General features: G+C 54.7%; 18 protein-coding genes. 17 read left to right on the top strand and 1 reads right to left on the bottom strand.

Going from position 1 to position 20,191, the window contains the following annotated elements; genetic code table 11:
- Positions 1-150: 150 nt before the first annotated feature.
- The 8 genes from D3P08_RS01495 (at position 151) to map (ending at position 7,041) form a co-directional block, all read left to right on the top strand.
- Entirely contained in the window at positions 151-342 is a 192-nt protein-coding gene (locus D3P08_RS01495; RefSeq protein WP_119597647.1) for a hypothetical protein, read from the top strand.
- A gap of 182 nt (positions 343-524) precedes the next feature.
- The gene (locus D3P08_RS01500) at positions 525-713 is read left to right on the top strand and encodes a hypothetical protein (RefSeq protein ID WP_119597648.1); all 189 of its coding nucleotides are present in this window, start codon (positions 525-527) and stop codon (positions 711-713) included.
- A 142-nt stretch (positions 714-855) separates the two neighbouring features.
- Positions 856-1,905, top strand: a complete 1,050-nt coding sequence (locus tag D3P08_RS01505; protein WP_119597990.1) for a FecCD family ABC transporter permease — start codon at positions 856-858, stop codon at positions 1,903-1,905.
- Positions 1,906-2,940 carry a FecCD family ABC transporter permease gene (locus tag D3P08_RS01510; protein WP_119597649.1) on the top strand — a complete coding sequence of 345 codons (1,035 nt, stop codon included), beginning with the start codon at positions 1,906-1,908 and terminating at the stop codon, positions 2,938-2,940. It begins immediately after the preceding gene.
- A gap of 25 nt (positions 2,941-2,965) precedes the next feature.
- Positions 2,966-3,790: an AraC family transcriptional regulator gene (locus tag D3P08_RS01515; RefSeq protein WP_119597650.1), complete on the top strand. Its 825-nt coding sequence runs from the start codon at positions 2,966-2,968 to the stop codon at positions 3,788-3,790.
- Between the two features lie 102 nt (positions 3,791-3,892).
- Complete coding sequence (locus D3P08_RS01520) at positions 3,893-4,933, top strand: ABC transporter substrate-binding protein (RefSeq protein ID WP_119597651.1); 1,041 nt, start codon at positions 3,893-3,895, stop codon at positions 4,931-4,933.
- A 149-nt stretch (positions 4,934-5,082) separates the two neighbouring features.
- Positions 5,083-6,120: an NAD(P)/FAD-dependent oxidoreductase gene (locus tag D3P08_RS01525; protein WP_119597991.1), complete on the top strand. Its 1,038-nt coding sequence runs from the start codon at positions 5,083-5,085 to the stop codon at positions 6,118-6,120.
- Between the two features lie 168 nt (positions 6,121-6,288).
- On the top strand, positions 6,289-7,041 hold the full coding sequence (gene map / locus D3P08_RS01530; protein ID WP_119597652.1) for a type I methionyl aminopeptidase: 753 nt from the start codon (positions 6,289-6,291) through the stop codon (positions 7,039-7,041).
- An 89-nt stretch (positions 7,042-7,130) separates the two neighbouring features.
- On the opposite strand, the gene D3P08_RS01535 is transcribed toward map, so the two are convergent.
- The gene (locus tag D3P08_RS01535; RefSeq protein WP_119597653.1) at positions 7,131-8,000 is read right to left on the bottom strand and encodes an arylamine N-acetyltransferase family protein; all 870 of its coding nucleotides are present in this window, start codon (positions 7,998-8,000) and stop codon (positions 7,131-7,133) included.
- A 228-nt stretch (positions 8,001-8,228) separates the two neighbouring features.
- On the opposite strand from D3P08_RS01535, the gene D3P08_RS01540 reads away from it, so the two are divergent.
- The 9 genes from D3P08_RS01540 (at position 8,229) to D3P08_RS01580 (ending at position 19,724) form a co-directional block, all read left to right on the top strand.
- A complete protein-coding gene (locus tag D3P08_RS01540; RefSeq protein WP_119597654.1) occupies positions 8,229-9,503 on the top strand; it encodes an APC family permease in 1,275 nt (424 codons plus the stop codon).
- Between the two features lie 78 nt (positions 9,504-9,581).
- Entirely contained in the window at positions 9,582-10,820 is a 1,239-nt protein-coding gene (locus D3P08_RS01545; RefSeq protein WP_119597655.1) for a molybdopterin-dependent oxidoreductase, read from the top strand.
- Between the two features lie 24 nt (positions 10,821-10,844).
- Positions 10,845-12,077 carry a response regulator transcription factor gene (locus D3P08_RS01550; RefSeq protein WP_276311108.1) on the top strand — a complete coding sequence of 411 codons (1,233 nt, stop codon included), beginning with the start codon at positions 10,845-10,847 and terminating at the stop codon, positions 12,075-12,077.
- A gap of 13 nt (positions 12,078-12,090) precedes the next feature.
- Positions 12,091-13,896: a sensor histidine kinase gene (locus D3P08_RS01555; RefSeq protein WP_119597657.1), complete on the top strand. Its 1,806-nt coding sequence runs from the start codon at positions 12,091-12,093 to the stop codon at positions 13,894-13,896.
- Positions 13,871-14,950 carry a response regulator transcription factor gene (locus D3P08_RS01560; protein ID WP_162848327.1) on the top strand — a complete coding sequence of 360 codons (1,080 nt, stop codon included), beginning with the start codon at positions 13,871-13,873 and terminating at the stop codon, positions 14,948-14,950. Before D3P08_RS01555 ends, D3P08_RS01560 begins: the two co-directional genes overlap by 26 nt.
- A gap of 152 nt (positions 14,951-15,102) precedes the next feature.
- A complete protein-coding gene (locus D3P08_RS01565) occupies positions 15,103-16,803 on the top strand; it encodes an ABC transporter substrate-binding protein (RefSeq protein ID WP_119597659.1) in 1,701 nt (566 codons plus the stop codon).
- A 69-nt stretch (positions 16,804-16,872) separates the two neighbouring features.
- Complete coding sequence (locus tag D3P08_RS01570; protein ID WP_119597660.1) at positions 16,873-17,841, top strand: ABC transporter permease; 969 nt, start codon at positions 16,873-16,875, stop codon at positions 17,839-17,841.
- A gap of 11 nt (positions 17,842-17,852) precedes the next feature.
- Positions 17,853-18,773, top strand: a complete 921-nt coding sequence (locus D3P08_RS01575; RefSeq protein ID WP_119597661.1) for a carbohydrate ABC transporter permease — start codon at positions 17,853-17,855, stop codon at positions 18,771-18,773.
- A gap of 90 nt (positions 18,774-18,863) precedes the next feature.
- A complete protein-coding gene (locus D3P08_RS01580) occupies positions 18,864-19,724 on the top strand; it encodes a sulfurtransferase (RefSeq protein WP_119597662.1) in 861 nt (286 codons plus the stop codon).
- Positions 19,725-20,191 lie beyond the last annotated feature (467 nt).

Genomic DNA, 20,191 nt, shown 5'->3' on the forward strand with positions numbered 1-20,191 from the left:
AAGCTGAGACTAGAAGTGGCTAGTCTTGTAAGTGGTTGTCAGTTTCGATATAATGATAGCAAATTTATGGAAATATTATTGTGCAACTTGTACATCAATTGCTGCATGCCGGATTCCGATAATAGGAGTAGAAGGAATGGAGGTGAGGGCATGAATCAGGGCTTGGCTTCGGCTCTGCTGCTGGCTTTTGGCGTTGCGGTCGGCGTCATCGGCGTTATCGCGTATTTGCGAATGCTGCGTAAGGAGAAGACGGCGGCCCATCTGCCAGATGATGCCCCGCCTGACCGTTCGCGTTCTTTGGAAGAGAAATCGGAAGCCGAGCAGAATGGGATGAAGGACTAGATTTATTGTTTGCTTTTATATTCGGATGATAACTGTTATAATAGTAAGAAAAATGAAAACATTGTGACTCATTGGCCATGGAGTTGCCTGCACCGAGTGGGAGTTGTGCGGTGTAAGAGCCGCATACGTTCTCGTAAAATGCTGTTTAGGACGTCCATCCATCGTATAAGGGAGGAGATTTCATGGCGAAACATAGCCAGAATGAAGTCAAGGAAAGTCTGAAGGAACTAACGAGAATTTTCCAGCCCAAGGATCCGCGGAAGTTTGTGAAGGATTACATTCGCAAATATCGCATTACCGGCGGATATGAGGATGAACTAACGTCTTTGGTTGAAGACGAACTTGGCAGAATGAACTCTTCGGTGGGATGATCATAATGATGAGAGGCTTTGTTCCCTGACATGGGAGCAAAGCCTTATTTGTTTGTCGGATAAGAAAAGTATGGCGCTGAATTTACGCGTAGTTTATGATAACGATAATCGCTATCATATAAAAGCTCGAAAGGTGAACATAATGGGTACGCAAGAATCGTATGAAAAGTTAGCGGCTGAGCAAGCCGTCAAACAAAGCCGTCCCGTGGCTGCCTCGCTCGTCATTCTGTTAGGCCTCGCCGCGTTGGCGCTGGGTCTCGTCATTGCCATATCGTTCGGCGCGGCTACTATCTCCTTCGGGGTCGTCTGGGAAGCGGTGTTCCGTTTTAACCCGGATAATCCGGACCACCAAGTCATTCGAGAGCTGCGGCTCCCAAGGGTGTTCGCGGGGGTGATGGTCGGCGCCAGCTTTGCTGTAGCCGGCGCGATTATGCAGGGGATGACGCGCAACCCGCTTGCGGATTCCGCTTTGCTCGGTCTCAATTCCGGGGCGGCGTTCGCGCTTGCGGCGTGCATGGCTTTTTTGCCGGGATTGCCCTATACCTACATGATCTTGTTCTGCTTCGCGGGAGCGGCTTTCGCAGTGGCTGTCGTATATGGCGTCGGCGCGTTTGCCAGAGGAGGACTGACTCCGGTAAGGCTGACCTTGGCGGGCGCCGCGCTTAGCGCGCTGTTTAGCGCCTTGAGCGAAGGAATCGCGCTTCATTACCAAATTGGTCAGGATCTCGCATTCTGGTATGCCGGCGGATTGGGGAGAACAAAGTGGGAGCATCTGGAGATTATGCTTCCTTGGGTCGCCGCAGCCATGCTGGGCGCGTTCGCGCTGTCCCGTTCCATTACGCTGCTGAGCCTGGGCGACGAAATATCGAAAGGGCTCGGTCAGCGGACGCAGCTCGTCAAGCTTGCGGGCACTGTCATCGTCCTTATCCTGGCGGGCGCGTCGGTATCCGTAGTCGGCATGGTCGGGTTCGTCGGATTAATTATTCCGCATGTTTCGCGCAAGCTGGTAGGCGTTGATTACCGCTGGATCATTCCGTGTTCGGCCGTGCTCGGCGGCCTGCTCGTCGTATACGCGGACTTGGCCGCTAGAATGGTCAATCCGCCGGCCGAAACTCCTGTCGGAGCACTAATCGCGCTGATCGGCGTTCCGTTCTTCCTCTATCTCGCCCGCAATGAAAGGAGGGAGCTGTAGATGAAGATAAACGCCGCCTTGACATCCGAAGCGCAAATGAGGCGCAGAACCTATCTCGTCGCGAGCATTCTCGCGGCGCTAATAATCATTGTATTTTTTATCAGCATGAACACCGGCCAAATCAAGCTTTCGCCGCAGGAGGTCATCAGCTCGCTGTTTGGCGCAGGGACGAAACAGCAAGAGCTGATTCTTTGGGAATTCCGACTGCCCCGAATCGTGATATCCGTGCTGATTGGCGCGGGACTAGCCATATCCGGCTGCATTCTGCAGGGCATCACCCGCAACGCGCTTGCGGACCCGGGCATCCTCGGGATTAATTCGGGTGCGGGGCTTGTCATCGCTTTATTTATCGCTTACGTTCCGCTTACGACCGCGGTTCCCGTATTTCTGCTGCCTCTGATGGCTTTCCTGGGAGCAGCCGCGACGGCGGCGTTAATCTATGCGCTTGCCTACAAGAAAAGGGACGGCATCTCAACCTCGAGCCTGCTGCTTACGGGTATTGCCGTAACAGCCGGAATTAACGCGGCGATGATCGTGCTGACGCTTCGGCTCAATCCGGCGGACTTCCAGCGCATCGCGACGTGGCTCGCGGGCAGCATATGGGGGACGACGTGGAAATTTGTTTTCGCTTTGCTGCCATGGATCGTGCTATTAATCCCCTACGTGCTCTATAAAGCCCGCACGCTGGACGTGCTGAATTTGGGAGAGACGACGGCTACAGGTCTTGGCGCTCCCGTTAAGCGGGAGCAGCTTCTGCTGATCGCGGCGAGCGTGGCGCTTGCGGGAGCCAGCGTCGCAGTTAGCGGGGGCATCGGCTTCGTCGGTCTAATCGGTCCACATCTTGCGCGCCGGCTGGTCGGGCCTAGGCACCGCTATCTTATGCCTGTCACCGCGTTAACGGGGGCGCTTCTGGTCCTTATCGCGGATACGGTTGGACGCGTCATCCTGCATGCGGGAGAGGTTCCGACCGGTATCGTCGTTGCGGTTATCGGCGCGCCGTATTTCCTTTATTTGATGGCCAGGTCCAAAGCATAGGCAGCGAAAACGGAGGGATGCGGGGATGGCAAATCGGTACGAACAGCTGGCGAAACAATTCGCGAATGTGCCGGTTACCGTATACGGCGTATATCAGACGGCGCTGGAAGCAAACCATATTTATAGCGGGCACGTCGACAATCCAACGACAAAATGCGCTTTGGTCGTGGCCTTAAGAGGCGAGGCCGAGTTTGTATTCGATGGCGTGGAGCGCTACGCCGTCTCCCCGGGCACTGTCCTCCTCGGAGGCGCGGAGAGGCGGCTCGAAATCGCGGTAGGCGGAGGCGGCTTCGAGTATTGCTTGGTCCATTATTTGCCCGATCGGGAAGGCATCGACAAGAGGGATGTGGCGAAGCTTTCCGTCCAGCTGGAGCCGGAGCTGATTCGGCTGCTGGGGAAGCTCTCTTCAGCGGCGGCCGAGCCCGATTATATGGGCGAGCTCGAGAAAAAAGCATTGTTCTACCAACTGGTAGTCACGGTCATTCACGCGGGCAGGCGCCAGCTAAGCGGGGAGAGCTACACCGTTGTGGAAGACGCGATCGTTTATATTCAGGCGCATTACATGGAAGGCTTGACGCTGGCGGGACTATCCGAGAGGTATAAGCTGAAGCCGAAATATTTTTCATATCTGTTCCAAAAATATACGGGCACCGCGCCGATCGATTATTTGATCTCATACCGGATGAACCGGGCGCAGGAATGGCTGATGACAGGCCAATTCTCCGTTTCGGCGGTTGCAAGAAGCGTCGGGTACGCGGACCCCTACTATTTCAGCAGGCTGTTCAAAAAATATAAAGGCGTTGCCCCAAGCAAGCTTGGATTGCAGGCCAGAAGAAATTGTCCATCCTAACATCGGGAAACTCTCTATTCTCTTGGGAGCCAAGCGGTGATATTGTGTAAATGGTAATGAGAATCGTTATCGAATACACAAGAGGGAAGAGTGAGGACTACCATGAAAAAACATTCATTCGTTACGTTGATAAGCGCCATATGCTTGGTGATTCTATTATCCGCATGCGGTAATAACGTCGGCAACGGCGGAACGAATACACAGCCTTCCGCATCGCCGGAAGCTAGCGCGGCGGCGGAACAGAACGGGGCAGCGAATAACGGACAGCAAGGGGAGGCCGCGCCGAAATTTCCCCGCACGATCAAAGCGGCGAACGGGGATATCACGATTGCTGAACAACCGAAGAAGGTTGCGGTTGTGCACTGGGGCTACGGAGATTCCCTGCTGCTGTTCAATCTGGAATCCGTCGGCATCGCGCTTCCGTTCACGGAGGCTCAGTCGGTGCTTCATTCCGAGAGCTACAAGCCGTATGTCGACAAGGTCAAAGAGCTTGAGATCGTAGGCGAAAATACGACGGTCCACATGGAGGGACTGCTTGCATACGGTCCGGATCTGATCATCGCCGGCAGCAGCGTGAACGGCGAAATTGCCGAGCAGCTGGAGAAGATCGCCACGACGGTTGTCATCGACGAGGCGGTAACGGATGTATGGAGCAACTGGCAGGCGCTTGTAACAGAGTTCGGCCATATTTTGGGACAGGAAGAAGTGGCGGAGAAGTACATCGCGGACTATAACGCGAAGGTGCAGGAAGCGAAGGAAAAGCTGGCGGATGTGAAGGGCAGCGTTGCGTTTCTGCAGGTAAGGGATAATGCGGTTTGGCTGCAAGGCGCCAATTACTTGAAGCCCTATTATGAAGGCATGGGACTGCAAGCACCGGAAGGCGACGCGCAGGGAGAAGGCGCGGAGCTGTCGCTTGAGGGACTTGTCGCCCTAAATCCCGACCATTTGTTTCTGGGATACTTCAATTACGAGGACAAATCGCTTTCCGCGCTGACGGACGAGTGGGAGAAAAGCGAGGTTTGGAGCCAGCTGAAGGCGGTACAAAACAAGCAAGTGTACGCGATTAACGGCCAGCTTGCGCTCGGCTATGGCCCGATCGGCAACATCTACGGCGTCAATGCCGTGTTGGAAGCTTTGGAATAGGCTGGTGAGGAGAATGTCCGGCGCATCGTGCGCGGGCATTCTTTTTTTAATGTTAATTGAGAATTGGTCTCACTTCGTGTATAGTTATAGATAATGAGAATCGTTATCAAAAAAAGCGGCGTATGGGGAGGATATTGGATATGGAGACGATGGGGGAACAGCTGGAGTTGTATGATGTGACGATTATCGGAGGAGGGCCGGCCGGATTATATACCGCGTTCTACAGCGGGATGCGCGAGCTGAAAACAAAGCTGATCGAAGCGCAGGACCAACTGGGCGGCAGAATGCTGCTGTATCCGGAGAAGATCGTCTGGGATGTCGGCGGCGTGACGCCGATTCGCGCCGAGAAGCTGCTCGAGCAAATTATTCAGCAGGGCATGACGTTCGATCCGACAATCGTAATGAACGAGCAGATTGTTGGACTAGATAAGCGGGAGGACGGCACGTTCCTTCTAACGGCGGCCAGCGGGGCGAAGCATCATACGAAGGCGGTCATTATGGCATGCGGCTACGGCATCCGCAAGCTGGCGAAGCTGGAGATCGAAGGGGCCGACCGCTACGAGGTAACGAACTTGTACTATACGGTTCAGGATTTGGGAAGCTTCCGCGGCAAGCGCGTGCTCATCTCGGGAGGGGGCGACTCCGCGGTGGATTGGGCGAATGAACTCGTGCATGTGGCAAGCAGCGTGACCGTCGTGCATCGTCGCGACAGCTTCGGGGGGCTTGAGCGGAACGTTACGGCGATGAAACATTCCGCGGACGTGCGGACACCGTATACGGTGAAAGCGCTGCACAGCGCGGACGGAAAAAACATCTCTCAAGTCTCGATTCAGCATGTAGAGACGGGCGAGGAAAGCATGGTAGAGGTAGACGCGGTTATCGTCAGCCACGGCATGCGCTCCGATTTCGGTCCGATTCGGAACTGGGGGTTCGATATGGGCGAATGGAAGGCGAACGTCAGCCCGAAGATGGAAACGAACATCCCGGGCGTGTTCGGAGCGGGAGATTTTGTCGGCCACGAGAGCAAGGTTGGACTCATTGCCGGCGCGTTCACGGATGCCGTGCTGGCGCTGAACAGCGCCAAGGTTTATATGGATCCGGAAGCGTCGCCGTACGCTTATGTGTCTTCCCACAACGACCGCTTTAAGGACAAAAACAAGGAGCTGGAGAAGCTGCAGAAGGTGTAGCGGGATGGTTGATAGGAGTAGCGGGGGATAGAGATTGTACTGGCGCGGCAGGAATAACGCCGGATTCGATAAAACGCCACATTTTGCGGTAATGAGATTTCCTTTTGCGGAATAGGGTAAGCATATACACCCCTTTTCCGACCCACGACTAAGAAGGAGGTATCGCAAATGGCTGTTGAGTTGAAGACGCGGGAGCACATTAGGGGGATCCGCAAGGCAGGGCGAGTCGTAGCGGCATGCCACAAAGCATTGTCCATGCGTCTCGCGCCGGGGGTGACGACGCGAGAGATTGACCGCTTCGTCGAGCGCTTTATGCTGGACCGGGGGGCGACTCCGGCGCAAAAGGGGTATAAGGGATATCCGTATGCAACTTGTGCGTCAGTGAATGACGTGGTCTGCCACGGCTTTCCGGATTCGGAGCCGTTAGAGTCGGGCGACATCGTCACGATCGACATGGTGGCGGATATAAACGGTTGGAAGGCCGATTCGGCCTGGACGTATATAGTCGGCAAATCAACAGCCGCTACGGAGCGGCTTCTGCATGTGGCGAAGCAAGCGATGCTCGAAGGCATTAAGATGGCGCAGCCCGGCAATTACATCGGAGATATCGGCTATGCGGTTCAGAGGAGGGCCGAACGGGAAGGCTACGGCGTCGTTCGGATGTTCGTCGGACATGGGATAGGACGGAAGATGCACGAGTTCCCCCAGGTCGAGCATGTCGGCCCCCCGGGCCAGGGCGTGCGTCTGGAGGAAGGGATGGTCATTACGATCGAGCCGATCGTGACGACGGGCCGCCCTGACGTCTACGTCGGAAATGACGGATGGACGGCGCGAACGGTAGACGGCTCATGGGCCGCGCAATTCGAGCATACGGTGGCGATTACAAAGGTAGGACCGATTGTACTGACGCGTTGGGACTGAGAGTAGAGAAGAGTTCCGGCAGAGTAACGCAGGGAGACAAGGAGCGCTTTCTTCAAGGGAGCGCTCCTTGTGCTGTTTACAGGCTTTGCTCATTGCGCGGCTTCACGGGCGCGCTTCCATTCCTCGTGAAGCCTCCGGGTCTTCAGCCAGATTGCATGCCGCTCGGATTTGTCATACGCGACGAGGCGCTCGCCGAAGACGTCACCGAGCGCGTCCAGCCATTCGGCCTCGGTCTGCAGCTCGACCTTTTGGATGCGATCAGCCTCCCGCTTGCTCCATATGCAGCCGCGCAGCTCATTGCCTCCGGATTCATGTCGATGACGAACGAGAAACGTATGGATCCACGGGGACTCGGGAGACTTGCTATAGTGCTCGTGGTTAGGGACAAAAGCATTAATATCGTTAACAATCGCTGCTTCGACATCGACACCGACGAAAACGGACTGGGGATCATGAACCAGCCGCCAGCCCCGCTTCGCAACTTCCGATTCCGCTACGCCGTACGTATATGCGCCCTGGCGGTAGACGCCGGGCGATAAAGGAACCGGCTCGTAAGGCATGTCGCCGAGACCCGCGTCAACGATCCATACCTCTTCCTCCTGCAAGTCATTCTGCAGAATCACCGTGAGCCCTAGATGAAAGCCATTTACACGAGGCGACTCGCCCAGCGGCTGAACGCCGGCTCTGTGCCAATTCACCTTGTACCCGAGCGAGCGGAGCAGCGTGCTGAACGCGCCGTTCAGATGGAAGCAATAGCCGCTGCGTCCGCTCATGATAAGCTGCACGGAATGGCGCGGGTCGATGGGAGCCGGATTGCCGGCGAAAATATCGACGGTCTGCCACGGAATTCGCTCGACGTGGGCCCGGTGCAGCCGGAACAAATAAGACAATGTGGGGGGCTCGATGTCGGATAGGCCTAGACGGTGTAAATATGCTTTTATTTCAGCTTTGGTCAGCATAGATAGCTCTCCTTTAAGCGTTGGTTTTCTTAACTATAGGCATGTAAGATGTTACCTATTTTACAGGGGGAGCGAATAAGTTGCGATAGCCGGATTACAAAAGTGTCACGGTACAGTTAGTTATCTGTCCCTATGAGTTTATTTGAAACTGACCCTATGACAAGGGACAGATTTCCGGTATGGTGAATAACAGAACATGAAATTCCATCATAGCAAGGAGCAATTTCGATGTCCGAAGCAGCTGTATCGTCCGCAGGTTTGCGCAAAGTATTAAAGCTTCCGCAAATCATTGCGCTTTATATCGGATCCGTGATCGGATCGGGTATTCTTCTCATCCCCGGAATGGCGGCCGAGGCGGCAGGTCCCGCCTCCATATTGGCATGGCTCATCATGTCTATTCTAGTCGTGCCGATGGCGGTCACGATGGGGCTGCTTGCTTCCAAATATCCAAGCGCTGGCGGCGTGTCGCATTTCGCCAAGCTGGCGTTCGGCCCTCAGTATGGCAATCTGGTAGGGTGGTTCTTCCTATTGTCCGTGCCTCTCGGAGGACCTGTCCTTGCGGTTACAGGCGCTCAATATATCGGGGTGCTGCTGCGTTTCGGCCATGACCAAGTCTATGCCGTTGCATTCGTTCTTGTCATGCTTCCGATTATTTTAAATCTATTCGGCCTAAAGCTGGCCGGGAAGGTGCAGACGGCGGTTATTGCGATGATCCTCGCCATTCTGCTGCTTGCGGTCTTCGCTGCGGTTCCTCATCATTCCGCGGAGCATTTCACGCCGTTTGCGCCGCATGGGTGGTTAAGCGTCGCCCGGGCTGCGGGCTTGCTCTTCTGGTGCTTTATCGGCTGGGAGGCGGTTACCCATCTGTCCTCGGAATTCGTTGATCCGGAGAAGGACGCCATTCGCGGCGTGCTGTGGAGCGCCGGCATTGTAGCGGCGCTGTATTTCGCCGTCGCTTATTTCACCATCGCGACCGGCAGCTACGGAGGCACCGCTTCAGCCGCATCGTTAAGCCTAATGGTGCAGCTGTCGTTAGGGGAGGCCGGCGGCTGGGTCGTCGCGATTGCCGCACTGTTCATTTGCTTCGCCGCGCATAACGCTTACGCGAGCGCGGCAGCGCGAATCGCGTACACGCTCGCCAAGGAAGGCGCCGCTCCGCGCGCGTTCGGAGCCGTGAGCCGGCGGTTCGGGACGCCGGTCGGGGGGCTGCTGTTCATTGCCGCGGGAAGCCTGGTGACGCTTAGCCTATTGTATAGCGGCACGGTTTCATTGGCGCAGCTGATTCAATGGCCGAACGCAACCTTTGTCGCCACGTATATCGCCGGATGCCTCGCAGGGGTTCGTCTTCTGAAGGGAAGCAAGCTAGGAAAGGCCGCTGCGCTAACCTCATTGGCGAGCACGCTTTGCCTCTATCCGTTCCTGGGCTGGTCGGCGCTGTACCCGCCGGTTATCGCAGCGATTGTCTATGTTATTCACCGCAGAACAAGGAATTCGAATATGTAATGTGCCGGGATTTTTTAAGGAAGCGCTCTCTCCTTGATGGTATAATTTAGTTACTTGACATAAGAGGGGGCGTGGGGTGTGGGGGAATGGCTTGCGAGGCTTCGCAAAGGGTACGGGAAAAAGCTGGTTGCCCTTCATGCTTGGAACGGCTGGATCGTCGTCGTGCTTGCTGTAACGGGGCTCGTGCTGCTAGGCGGCTTCTGGCGGGGCGTGCTTGGCGAAGGCAGGGTTTGGTTGAAGTGGCTGCATATTGCGGTTGGCGTCGCGTCTATCTTGCCGATCCTCTATTATTTGGTGCTGGCGGGCAAGCATTGGAAGGCGCTGAAGGGCAAGCCTCGGCAGAAGTTCAATGTTTACGTCGTGCTTGCATTCCTTCTTGGATGGTTCTTATCCGGTATTCTTCTTTGGCAATTTAAGCTTGTCGGACCGAAGGTTTCTAATGCGGCATTAGCTGTGCATGACTTGCTGACTTGGATCGGTCTGCCTTATATCATCTATCATTCCATTACGAGAGCCAAATGGCTGAAGGATCCGAAACGGAGAACGGTGCAGTCCGGGAAAAAAGGGGCGGAGGAGCTTCACCCCGCAGCGCCGCAGCCGGTGTATACGAGGCGAGCTTTTATACGGGGGGCGATCGGCGCCGGCTTAGCCGTCACGGTGGGGCCATCCTTCTTGAAGTGGCTGGGGCAGTCATTCGGCGGTATCGGGGGAGGGGCAAGCATCGACCGGCTCCTTGAAACTAACGCGAACGCGCTTGTTCCCGAGCCGCAGCCGCTGCCGAACTCGCTGCCTCCCATAGGAGGCGGAGCGCAGGGTCATTTTCGGGTCTATACCGTGACGGCGATACCTTCATTCACCAATGCCAATTGGTCCTTTCGCATAGACGGTCTCGTCGACAATCCGCAGCAGTGGGACTGGGAGGCGTTCGTGAAGCTGAAGCGCTCGGTGCAGGTAAGCGACTTCCACTGCGTGACGGGCTGGTCGGTCTATAAGAACACATGGGAAGGCATCCCTGTAAAGGACTTGCTGGAGCTTGCCGGCGTGCGGAGCAAGGCGGCTTCGGCGATTTTCTATTCCGGCGACGGCGTTTACACGAGCGGCATCACGCTGGAGCAGCTGGCGAAGGATGATGCGATGGTTGCCGTGATGCATGACGGCAAGCCGATTCCGAGCGATCTTGGCGGACCCGTACGGCTTATAATGCCGAAGATGTATGCCTATAAATCGGTGAAGTGGCTGAACCGGATCGAGCTGATCGAAGGCGAGCATATCGGATACTGGGAGCAGCGGGGTTATGCGAATGAAGCTTGGATATAGGAAGCGGCCCTTTTAACCATGAACATGCTGGTGTCATTTGTCCTGGACAGTGACGCCAGCTTTCTTTTTGCTCAAGGCATACAAATATTTGAATATTTTCATATAAAACCGTATTCACTTTCCTGCTATAATAAAAATACTTTTCAAGAAAGGGAGAGGGTCCCGATCTTTACCGTTCTCATAGTAGACGACGAACCGCTCGTTCTGGAAGGCTTAGGTTTCATGGTCGATTGGGAGAGTCACGGCTTTCGGGTTTGCGGCGAAGCGCTCGATGGGGAGGAAGCGCTGGAACAAATCAAGCGGCTGAAGCCCGATCTCGTCGTGACGGATATCAGCATGCCGGTCATGGATGGGCTGCAGCTGATCGAGCACTGCACGAAGGTGCTTCATATGGGGTGCCGTTTCGTCATTTTGAGCGGACATGACGATTTCTCCTTTGCCCAGAAGGCGCTGACCTTCGGGGTGCTGGATTATTGGCTGAAGCCGATCGACGTCGAGGAGATTCACGCTTCGCTCGGGAAGCTGCGCAGCAAATGGTCGGAAGAAGACGTTGACGCAAGTTTGCCAGCTAAGCTGCCTCTGCTGAAAGAGTCTTGGACGATCCCTGTCGCCGATGACTCTCTGTTAGATGCGGAGGATCGGCTGTTGACGGCGATCCAATCGGGCGACGGGGCGGCGATTGAAGACGCGGCTGGAAGTCTTTGCCGCCAGCTGGAGCTATCGTTCGGAGGCGATGCGGAGGCCGGCAAGGCCTTTTTGTCAAACGTGCTGCTGGAAGTGACCTGGAAGGTGTTCGAGGGAGAGGGGGCAGAATCTTCTCCAAGCGGCGAACATAGCCTCTCGCCTCCGATTCTGCCGGACGGAGCGGACCGCTGGCCTGGTGTCTTGACGGCGTTCGCCTGCAGGGCATCGGAACAGCTGGCACGGCAGCGGATAGAGTCCGGTCCCGCATGGGAGGTGGCCCGGATTATTAGAGAACGCTACAACGAGCCGCTTCAGCTGCAGACGATAGCCGGAATGCTCCATTTTCAGCCCGCGTATCTAGGCCAGTTATTCAAGAAGCAGACGGGTATGTCTTTCCTTGACTACGTTCATCGCACCCGGGTCGAGGCAGCCCGCAAGCTTCTGCGGCGGACCGATTTGAAAATTGCCGATGTAGCCCGCAGAGTCGGCTACGAGGATCCCGAGCAATTCGCCGCGAAATTCAAGCAATGGCTAGGCATGACCCCATCACAGTACAAGAACGGTTCATTTTAAAGGAGGCACCCGCATGCGTAAGCTGTTCAGCTTGCTCAGCTTCGTCAACAACATCCCCCTCAAATGGAAGTTTACGCTCATCTATCTGCTTTGCGTTCTAGTGCCGATCCTCTCGATTAACGTTCTCTTTTTTCGGCAGATGTCGGAGAACATTCAATCCCGCGAGCAGAACAACCTTCAGATCGCGATTGAACGTTCAACCAAGAAGGCGATGGATATGATCGAAGGCGGGGTGAAGCTTAGCCACTCCATCGCGACGGACCGTACTTTATATGAGCTGCTGGACAAGGAATATACCGACATTGTCGATTTCTATGAAAGCTTCAATGGGGTGCTGACCGGCAAAATGCGGCCGTTCATGTCGGCTTACACGTACGTTGAGAATATATCGGTTTTTACGGAAAATCCGACGATTGTAAGCGGGAGCAATTATTTTATTTTGAACGATGCTGCGAAGCGCAGCCCTTGGTTCGAGTCGGTGTCAAGCTCCTCATCGGCGGTTCAAGTTCTAATGTACAAAAGTGTCGATCCGATGAATGCGCAGGCAAGCAAGGTCTATTTCAGCATCGTGCGTAAATTGAACGATTACCCTTTGTACGGACGCTACGCCAAGTATTTGCGCATCGATCTTAAAGTCAGCAGCTTCGAAGAAATTCTCGAGGGGGAGAAGCCGTATTTGACGATCAGCATGCTCGATCCCCTGGACCGGGTGCTGCTGCCTTCTTCCCGATACATGATGCCGGCTTCCCCGGCGGACAGCGGCGAGGACAGCGGGCTGGTCTTTCGAACTCCGCTCGGCAAGCCCTCTTACATTCAAGGCTGGTCGCTTGTCGGACTTGCGGAAGAGGAGCTTTTCCAGTCGGCTATGCAGAGCTCCATCCGCTTTATCTGGGTGCTGGCCGCTCTAAGCACGCTGGTGCCGACTTCGCTCATCTTCATCATGCTGCGCTCGTATAATTACCGGATTCGCCGTCTATCCCGCCATATGGAGAAAGCAAAAAACGAGAAGTTCGATTTGATCGTGCTGCGCGAAGGCAAGGACGAGATCGGCGGGCTGATCCGCAGCTACAACCGGATGGCCGCTCAGATCGAGTCGCTTATCAACGATGTCTATAAGCTGGAAATCCAGCAGAAGGATATGGAGCTGGAGCGGATCCGCGCCGAAATGAAGCTGCTGCAAAGCCAGGTCAACCCGCATTTTCTGTTCAATACGTTAAACGCCATGCTTGTCGTCAGCGTGAAGAACGGCTATACGGAGGTGACCGATATTATCCGCAATTTATCCCAATTGCTGCGCCGGATGCTTAGCTGGTCGGACGTACCCGTCACGCTGCAGGATGAGCTTCATTTTACGGAGATGTATTTGAAAATCGAGAAGTTCCGGTTCGCCGACCGCTTCGGTTACCAGTTCGATATTAACGAAGATGCGGCAAGCTGCCTGGTGCCAAGGATGTGTATTCAGCCGCTTGTCGAGAACGCGTGCAAGCATGGGCTCCAGGCGGTCAAAGGACAGCGCGTGATCCGGATTGAGGCTTGGCGAACAGATACCTATTTGCATGTTCAGGTTGAAGATAACGGCAAAGGCATGGATGAAGAGCGGGTGAATGAAATCCGAAGAATGATGAACGAAAGCCTCGATTCGGATGAAAACGTGGGGATGCGCAACGTGTATAAGCGGCTTCGGCTCCATTACGGGGAGCGAGTCGATTTCTACATCGACAGCCGTCCGAACGAAGGCACGCGAATCGGGTTCCGCATCCCGGCTTGGTCTGCAGATGAGGAGGGGAAAAAGCATGTATACGGTGCTGCTGGTGGATGACGAGCCGCTGGCGCTTGAAGGACTGCAGCTATTCGTAAATTGGGAACAGCTCGGCTTTCGCGTCTGCGGCGCTTGCGAGAATGGCGTTGAAGCGCTGGCGGCGGCGCGCGAGCTGATGCCGGATGTCATCGTGACGGATATCCGGATGCCCGAGATGGACGGCTTGGAGCTCATCAAGCAATTGAGCGGCGAGCGCGGAGGGGAAGCCTCATCCGAATTCGTCGTGCTTAGCGCCTATGGCGAATTTGCGCTCGCCAAACGCGCCATGCAGCTTGGCGTCCATTATTACTTGCTGAAGCCGATTATCGAAGAGGAAGCCGCAGAGGTGCTGACGCAGATTCGCACGCGGCTGGATTCCCGCCGCGCAGCCCGGCGGAAGGGTGACGATGGCGGTGAAGACGCTTCTCTGCCGCTAATAGCGGCGCACCTGCTGAAGGACGTCCTGCAAGCGATCGAGGATACGGACCGCGTACGCGCAGCCGGCGTAATCGACCGTTTGTTTCGGGAATTAGAAGGACATTCGTTCGAATGGGCTGAATTGTTCGCAGGCTCCCTAAGCGTCCAATGCGCCAAGCTGATTCGCGAATCGGGCGGGGAACCGGCTTCTTTGCTTCATCCTGGTCCGGTTCCCGATCCATTCGAAACCGATACCGTGGAAGCAGCCGTGCGCTTGCGCATTCTCTCGTTTGTGGAGCAAGCGATTGGCGCCATGCAATCCATTCGGGAAAGCAGGGCATGCTGTACGATGCATGAGATTGACCGTTACGTCCGCGAGAATTATCGCAGTCCGCTCACAATCCGAGATATAGCGGCGCGCTTTTATTTGAATCCCGTTTATCTGGGGAAGGCTTATCAAGACAAATTCGGCAGCGGCTTACTCGACCGGATGCACGATTTGAGGATCGCCGAAGCGTGCGAGAAGCTTCGCAGCACAACCGAGCCGACTTGCGTTATTGCAGAGCAGGCCGGATATGCGCATTACCGCCATTTTCTGCAGCATTTCGAACGGCGGATAGGGATGAAGCCGGCAGAATACCGGGCCTCGGAAAAGTAAGCATCGAGCTTGTAACCGCTTATAAAACCGATTTTTCAGGGGGGTCCCCATTTAATCCGTGAATTGTCACTGCGTTTAAGAAAGCGTTACCATTTAATCAGCAAGATGAAAGCGCGCTTATCTTGCGTCACATCCGCTAAGGAGGATTATACATGGGGGTTCGTACTAGGAAAGCGGCCTTAGTGCTGCTAATGCTCATTCTGGCACTTAGTGTTGTAGTGTCAGCTTGCTCCAAGAACGACAACAATGGAAGCAATTCATCGCCTTCGGCATCGCCGGGCGCGAGCAATTCATCGTCTGAAGAGAAGGTGGAGCCTTTCACCATCTCCTTGTTCACGGCTTCAACGGGGCCGATTCCGACGGAAGACAATAGAATCTACAAGGAAATTAAAGAGAAGCTCGGCGTCACGCTGAAGGAAGAATATCTGGTCGGCGATATCGAGCAGAAGCTTGGCGTTATGATTGCCGGCGGCGACTACCCGGATATGATCACAGCGAATACAAAGCTGACGGCGGCGAAGGCGATGATTCCGCTGGAGGACCTGATCGAGGAGCATGCGCCGAACTTGAAGAAGCACTACGGCAAAGTTTGGAACCAATTGAAAGACCCGGAAGACGGTCACATCTACTGGCTGCCTAACTATGGCGTTTATCAAGGCGAATTCAAGCCGACAGATTATATGGGACCGGCATTCTATATCCAGAAGGCGATTCTTAAAGAATACGGCTATCCGAAGCTCAAGACGCTGGATGACTACTTTAAGCTGATCGAAGACTATGCGGCCAAGTACCCTGAGATCGATGGCCAACCGACGATCGGTTTCACGGCACTCGCTTTCGATTGGCGCGACTGGGGTTTGCGCAACGCGCCGCAGCATTTGGCCGGGCATCCGAACGACGGCGGCGTCCTCGTCGACCCGAATACGAACGTCGCGACGTTATTCTCCGCTACGGATACTGCGAAGCCGTACTACAATAAGCTGAACGAAATTAATGCCAAAGGCTTGATGGATAAAGAAGCGTTCGCGCAGAACTATGACCAGTATCTGGCGAAGCTGTCCAGCGGCCGCGTGCTCGGCATGTTCGACCAACGCTGGAACTTTGGGCAAGCTCATGATTCACTCGTTTCGCAAGGCAAAGTCGATCGCACGTACGTCGGTTTCCCGCTTGTATATGACGGGAGCATAACCGATTACTACTTGGATCGGCCTGTAATCAACCTGGGCAACGGCTTCGGAATTACGGTCAACGCCGAGGATCCGGTGAAGATCATCAAGTTCCTCGACACGCTGATGACGGAAGAGTGGCAGAAGCGATTCTCCTGGGGTGTTGAAGGCGAGGACTACCTTGTCGGCGACAACGGCCTGTACTATCGCACGCCGGAAATGCGCAAGCAACAGGAGGACGTCACCTGGAAGCAAGCAAACAAAGCGGAGGCGCTCTATGGCCAGCTTCCTAAACTGGAAGGCAACTATCCAGACGGTAACGCCGACGGTCCGGGCAACCAGCCTGACGAATTTTTCGCGAACTTGAAGGACATTGACAAAGAGCTGTTGACTGCCTACGGCTTCAAAACATGGACCGACTTCTTCTCGTCGCCGCCGGAGAACCGCGTCTCGTATCCGGCTTGGAACATTGACCTTATCGAAGGTTCCGAGGCCAAAGTCGCTAACCAGAAGATGAAGGATTTGGACTTCAAATATTTGCCGAAAGCGATTTTGAGCAAGCCGGATGAATTCGAAAATGTCTGGTCCGAATATGTGGCGGAAATGGGCAAAGTCAATACGAAGGCCTATCTGGACCGGGTCAATGAGCAACTGAAGTGGCGCGTAGACAATTGGAGCAGTAATTAATCGAAAGGGAGCGGGAGGTTGGAGCTAAAGCTCCGGCCTTCCGCTCGTTAGAGACAGGAGGCGGAACCGATGCCGCAGCAAACGGTCCATAAGGTTGAAGTCACACCCCAGTCTGCCCGGCGGACGAACTCGTTCTGGAGCCGCATGATCCGCCAGCGGCAGCTCATTCTGATGTCCATTCCGATGGTGCTGTACATCCTTCTTTTTGCCTACGGTCCTATTTGGGGCTGGTTGATGGCATTCCAGAGCTACAAACCGGGCTTCCCCATCCTCGAGCAGACTTGGGTTGGGCTTGAGCAGTTCCGGTTTCTGTTCACGGATGACAGCTTCATCCGGGTTCTGCGCAATACGATCGCCATGAGCCTTATTTCGCTCATCCTTGGTTTCGTTACGGCGATCGGCTTAGCGCTGCTGCTGAACGAAATTAAACAAACTGGCATTAAGCGGTTGATCCAGACGGTCTCGTATCTCCCGCACTTTCTATCTTGGATCATCGTAACCGGACTTGTCTCCATGGCATTATCCACCGAAGGCGGCATCGTGAACGTCGTTCTCATGAAGCTTCATATTATCAATGAACCGATTCTTTGGTTAGGCGAAGGCAAGTACTTTTGGGGAATCGTCGGGCTCACCAACATCTGGAAAGAAGTGGGCTGGAACACGATCATTTATTTGGCGGCCATCGCTTCCGTCGATCCGTCCTTGTATGAAGCGGCGGAGGTGGACGGCGCAGGTCGCTTTCGTAAAATTTGGAACGTAACGCTGCCCGGCATTCGTCCGGTAATCGTCATCCTGCTGATCATGAACGTGGGCTGGATTTTGAATGGCGGCGGCTTCGACATTCAATATTTCCTTGGCAACGGACAAGTGCTCGACTGGTCGGAGACGATCGATATTTTCGTTCTGAAGTACGGCCTTCGGATCGGGAATTACTCGCTCGGCGTCGCGGCCGGCATCTTTAAAACCGTCGTCAGCATTGTGCTGCTCTACTGCGCGAATATCATCGCCAAGCGTCTCGGCGAAGAGCGGCTCATATAAGGAGGGCTCCCATGCAAACGGTTAGAAAAAAAATAAAGGCGGAGCCGTTACTGTTCCATACGTTCAACTATTTGATCATGTTGTTCGTCGTGGTCGTCACGTTATATCCGTTTCTTAACACGCTGGCGATTTCATTCAACTCGGGTGTCGATACGACGCGCGGCGGCATCTACATTTGGCCGCGGGTTTGGACGCTCAAAAACTACGAAGCGGTCTTCCTGACCGGGAAAGTGTTCGATGCGTTCTGGGTATCGGTAGCCAGGACCGTAATCGGCACGGCGGTAAGCGTCTTCTTGACAGCTATGCTGGCGTATACGATCAGCCGCAAGGAATACATGTTCCGCAAGCCAGTCACGCTGATTTTCGTGCTTACGATGTACTTCAGCGCCGGACTCATCCCTTCCTATTTTCTGATCAAGGATTTGCACCTGTTGAATAACTTCCTTGTGTACATTCTTTTCCCTGGAGCCGGGGCGGGGCTGATAAGCGCGTTCAACATGCTCGTCGTCCGAACTTATATATATACGCTGCCGGAAAGCTTGGTCGAATCGGCAAAAATGGACGGCGCGAGCGACTTTAAGGTGTTCATGAGCATCATTCTGCCTCTCTGCGCGCCCGTGCTTGCGACGATATCGCTGTTCACGGCCGTGGGTCAATGGAATTCATGGTTTGATACGTTTATTTTTGCATCGTCCAGGCAGGAGCTTAGCACGCTCCAATACGAGCTCATGAAGCTGTTGTCTTCGTCAATGAATTCCAACGCCAATCCGAACATGTCGTCTACGGCAGCCAGGGATCTCGCAACGATGGTTACGCCGCTGTCGATCCGAGCCGCCATCACGATCGTGGCTTCGGTACCTATTTTGATTGTGTACCCGTTCCTGCAGCGGCATTTCGTCGCCGGGTTGCAGCTAGGAAGCGTGAAAGAGTAGGAGCGGCGGCCGCTTTCCTGATTTCTCCGACGGGCTGTTTTCCGTTATAATAGGACACATGAATGGGAAACAGGAAGGCGGAATGATGAAATGAATAACATCGTATCACAGAAATGGCTATTGGAGCGGTTGGATGAGCCGGACGTTGTGATCGTCGATTGCCGGTTTCTGATGGGCAAGCCGGATGCAGGGCGCGAGCTGTACGAGGCTTCGCATATTCCCGGCGCCGTCTATCTTGATTTGGAGAAGGACTTGTCGGCTCCGCTTCACGAGCAGGGGCATGGCGGCCGGCATCCGCTGCCGGATATTTTCGACCTGACGGTTGCGCTGAGCCGAGTCGGCATCGGCAACGAATCGCGCGTTGTCGCCTATGACGACCAAGGCGGGGCGATGGCCTCGCGGTTGTGGTGGCTCCTGAAATATTTGGGCCACGAGCAGGTATACGTGCTGGACGAAGGCTTCACGGCATGGGCGGGTGCAGGATTCCCGGTCTCCTCCGAACAGAAGGAGCTTGTCCCGGCGCGATTCCTGGCGAACGTCCAGCATACGATGCTGGCGGAGATGGACGAGGTGAAGGAGCGGCTAGGTGATGCTGGCATCACGCTGATCGATTCGCGCGAAGCGCCGCGCTACCGCGGCGAGGTCGAGCCGCTCGATAAAGTAGCCGGCCATATTCCCGGCGCGATTAACCGCTTCTGGAAGGACGGCTTGACCGACAGCGGCTCTTGGAAAGACGCCGCCGCGCAAGCCGACCGCTTCGCCGACCTGGATCGCGACCGCGAGATCATCGTCTACTGCGGCTCGGGCGTCACCGCGACGCCTAACGTGATTGCGCTGCAGGAAGCGGGCTTTACGAAGGTGCGGTTGTATGCGGGGAGCTGGAGCGATTGGATTTCGTATAGCGAGAATCCGGTTGCTAAAGGAGATGAAGAAAGCCCGAGCAAGGCATAGCAGTATTTCGTCTCCTTGTATAGAGTGCCTTCAGACAAATAGTCTTTACATGCCTCTAAAGCGTTCCGAGTCAACACGAAGTCAACAAGCAACTCATGATAGCATGTACAGCACATGACAAACCGAGCGCGTTATCACACGCCGAGCATACAATAGAAGGGCCGGGAAGCCACCTCAATCGGTGACTACCCGGCCCTTAACATTTGTACTTTCAAGTAAGTCAACAATTTTTAACAAACAATATGGCAATTAACAGGGAATCAACGTTACTGACGTTGCTGTTTTTCACCGGTCAGCCACTTTTTATTATCGTAATCGTATTTGCGGATGGAAAAGAAGATATAGAGAAAAATCACGGCATTTCCAAATACAAAGGCCAAAGGTGCGAGCAGAAGCACCTTGACGAGGCTTCTTTCCCGAAAATAAATCCAGCATAAAATAAAAAATACACCCAAATACAAATCGAC

It is taken from the genome of Paenibacillus nanensis (assembly GCF_003583765.1).
GTDB lineage: Bacteria > Bacillota > Bacilli > Paenibacillales > Paenibacillaceae > Pristimantibacillus > Pristimantibacillus nanensis.

What these genes read in the sequence shown, in the direction of transcription:
- D3P08_RS01565 (WP_119597659.1), top strand. Translation starts at nt 15,103, where the DNA reads ATGGGGGTTCGTACTAGGAAAGCGGCCTTAGTGCTGCTAATGCTCATT.
- D3P08_RS01560 (WP_162848327.1), top strand. Translation starts at nt 13,871, where the DNA reads ATGTATACGGTGCTGCTGGTGGATGACGAGCCGCTGGCGCTTGAAGGA.
- D3P08_RS01580 (WP_119597662.1), top strand. Translation starts at nt 18,864, where the DNA reads ATGAATAACATCGTATCACAGAAATGGCTATTGGAGCGGTTGGATGAG.
- D3P08_RS01520 (WP_119597651.1), top strand. Translation starts at nt 3,893, where the DNA reads ATGAAAAAACATTCATTCGTTACGTTGATAAGCGCCATATGCTTGGTG.
- D3P08_RS01510 (WP_119597649.1), top strand. Translation starts at nt 1,906, where the DNA reads ATGAAGATAAACGCCGCCTTGACATCCGAAGCGCAAATGAGGCGCAGA.
- map (WP_119597652.1), top strand. Translation starts at nt 6,289, where the DNA reads ATGGCTGTTGAGTTGAAGACGCGGGAGCACATTAGGGGGATCCGCAAG.
- D3P08_RS01540 (WP_119597654.1), top strand. Translation starts at nt 8,229, where the DNA reads ATGTCCGAAGCAGCTGTATCGTCCGCAGGTTTGCGCAAAGTATTAAAG.
- D3P08_RS01570 (WP_119597660.1), top strand. Translation starts at nt 16,873, where the DNA reads ATGCCGCAGCAAACGGTCCATAAGGTTGAAGTCACACCCCAGTCTGCC.
- D3P08_RS01535 (WP_119597653.1), bottom strand. Translation starts at nt 8,000, where the DNA reads ATGCTGACCAAAGCTGAAATAAAAGCATATTTACACCGTCTAGGCCTA.
- D3P08_RS01550 (WP_276311108.1), top strand. Translation starts at nt 10,845, where the DNA reads ATGCTGGTGTCATTTGTCCTGGACAGTGACGCCAGCTTTCTTTTTGCT.
- D3P08_RS01515 (WP_119597650.1), top strand. Translation starts at nt 2,966, where the DNA reads ATGGCAAATCGGTACGAACAGCTGGCGAAACAATTCGCGAATGTGCCG.
- D3P08_RS01555 (WP_119597657.1), top strand. Translation starts at nt 12,091, where the DNA reads ATGCGTAAGCTGTTCAGCTTGCTCAGCTTCGTCAACAACATCCCCCTC.
- D3P08_RS01525 (WP_119597991.1), top strand. Translation starts at nt 5,083, where the DNA reads ATGGGGGAACAGCTGGAGTTGTATGATGTGACGATTATCGGAGGAGGG.
- D3P08_RS01575 (WP_119597661.1), top strand. Translation starts at nt 17,853, where the DNA reads ATGCAAACGGTTAGAAAAAAAATAAAGGCGGAGCCGTTACTGTTCCAT.
- D3P08_RS01495 (WP_119597647.1), top strand. Translation starts at nt 151, where the DNA reads ATGAATCAGGGCTTGGCTTCGGCTCTGCTGCTGGCTTTTGGCGTTGCG.
- D3P08_RS01505 (WP_119597990.1), top strand. Translation starts at nt 856, where the DNA reads ATGGGTACGCAAGAATCGTATGAAAAGTTAGCGGCTGAGCAAGCCGTC.
- D3P08_RS01500 (WP_119597648.1), top strand. Translation starts at nt 525, where the DNA reads ATGGCGAAACATAGCCAGAATGAAGTCAAGGAAAGTCTGAAGGAACTA.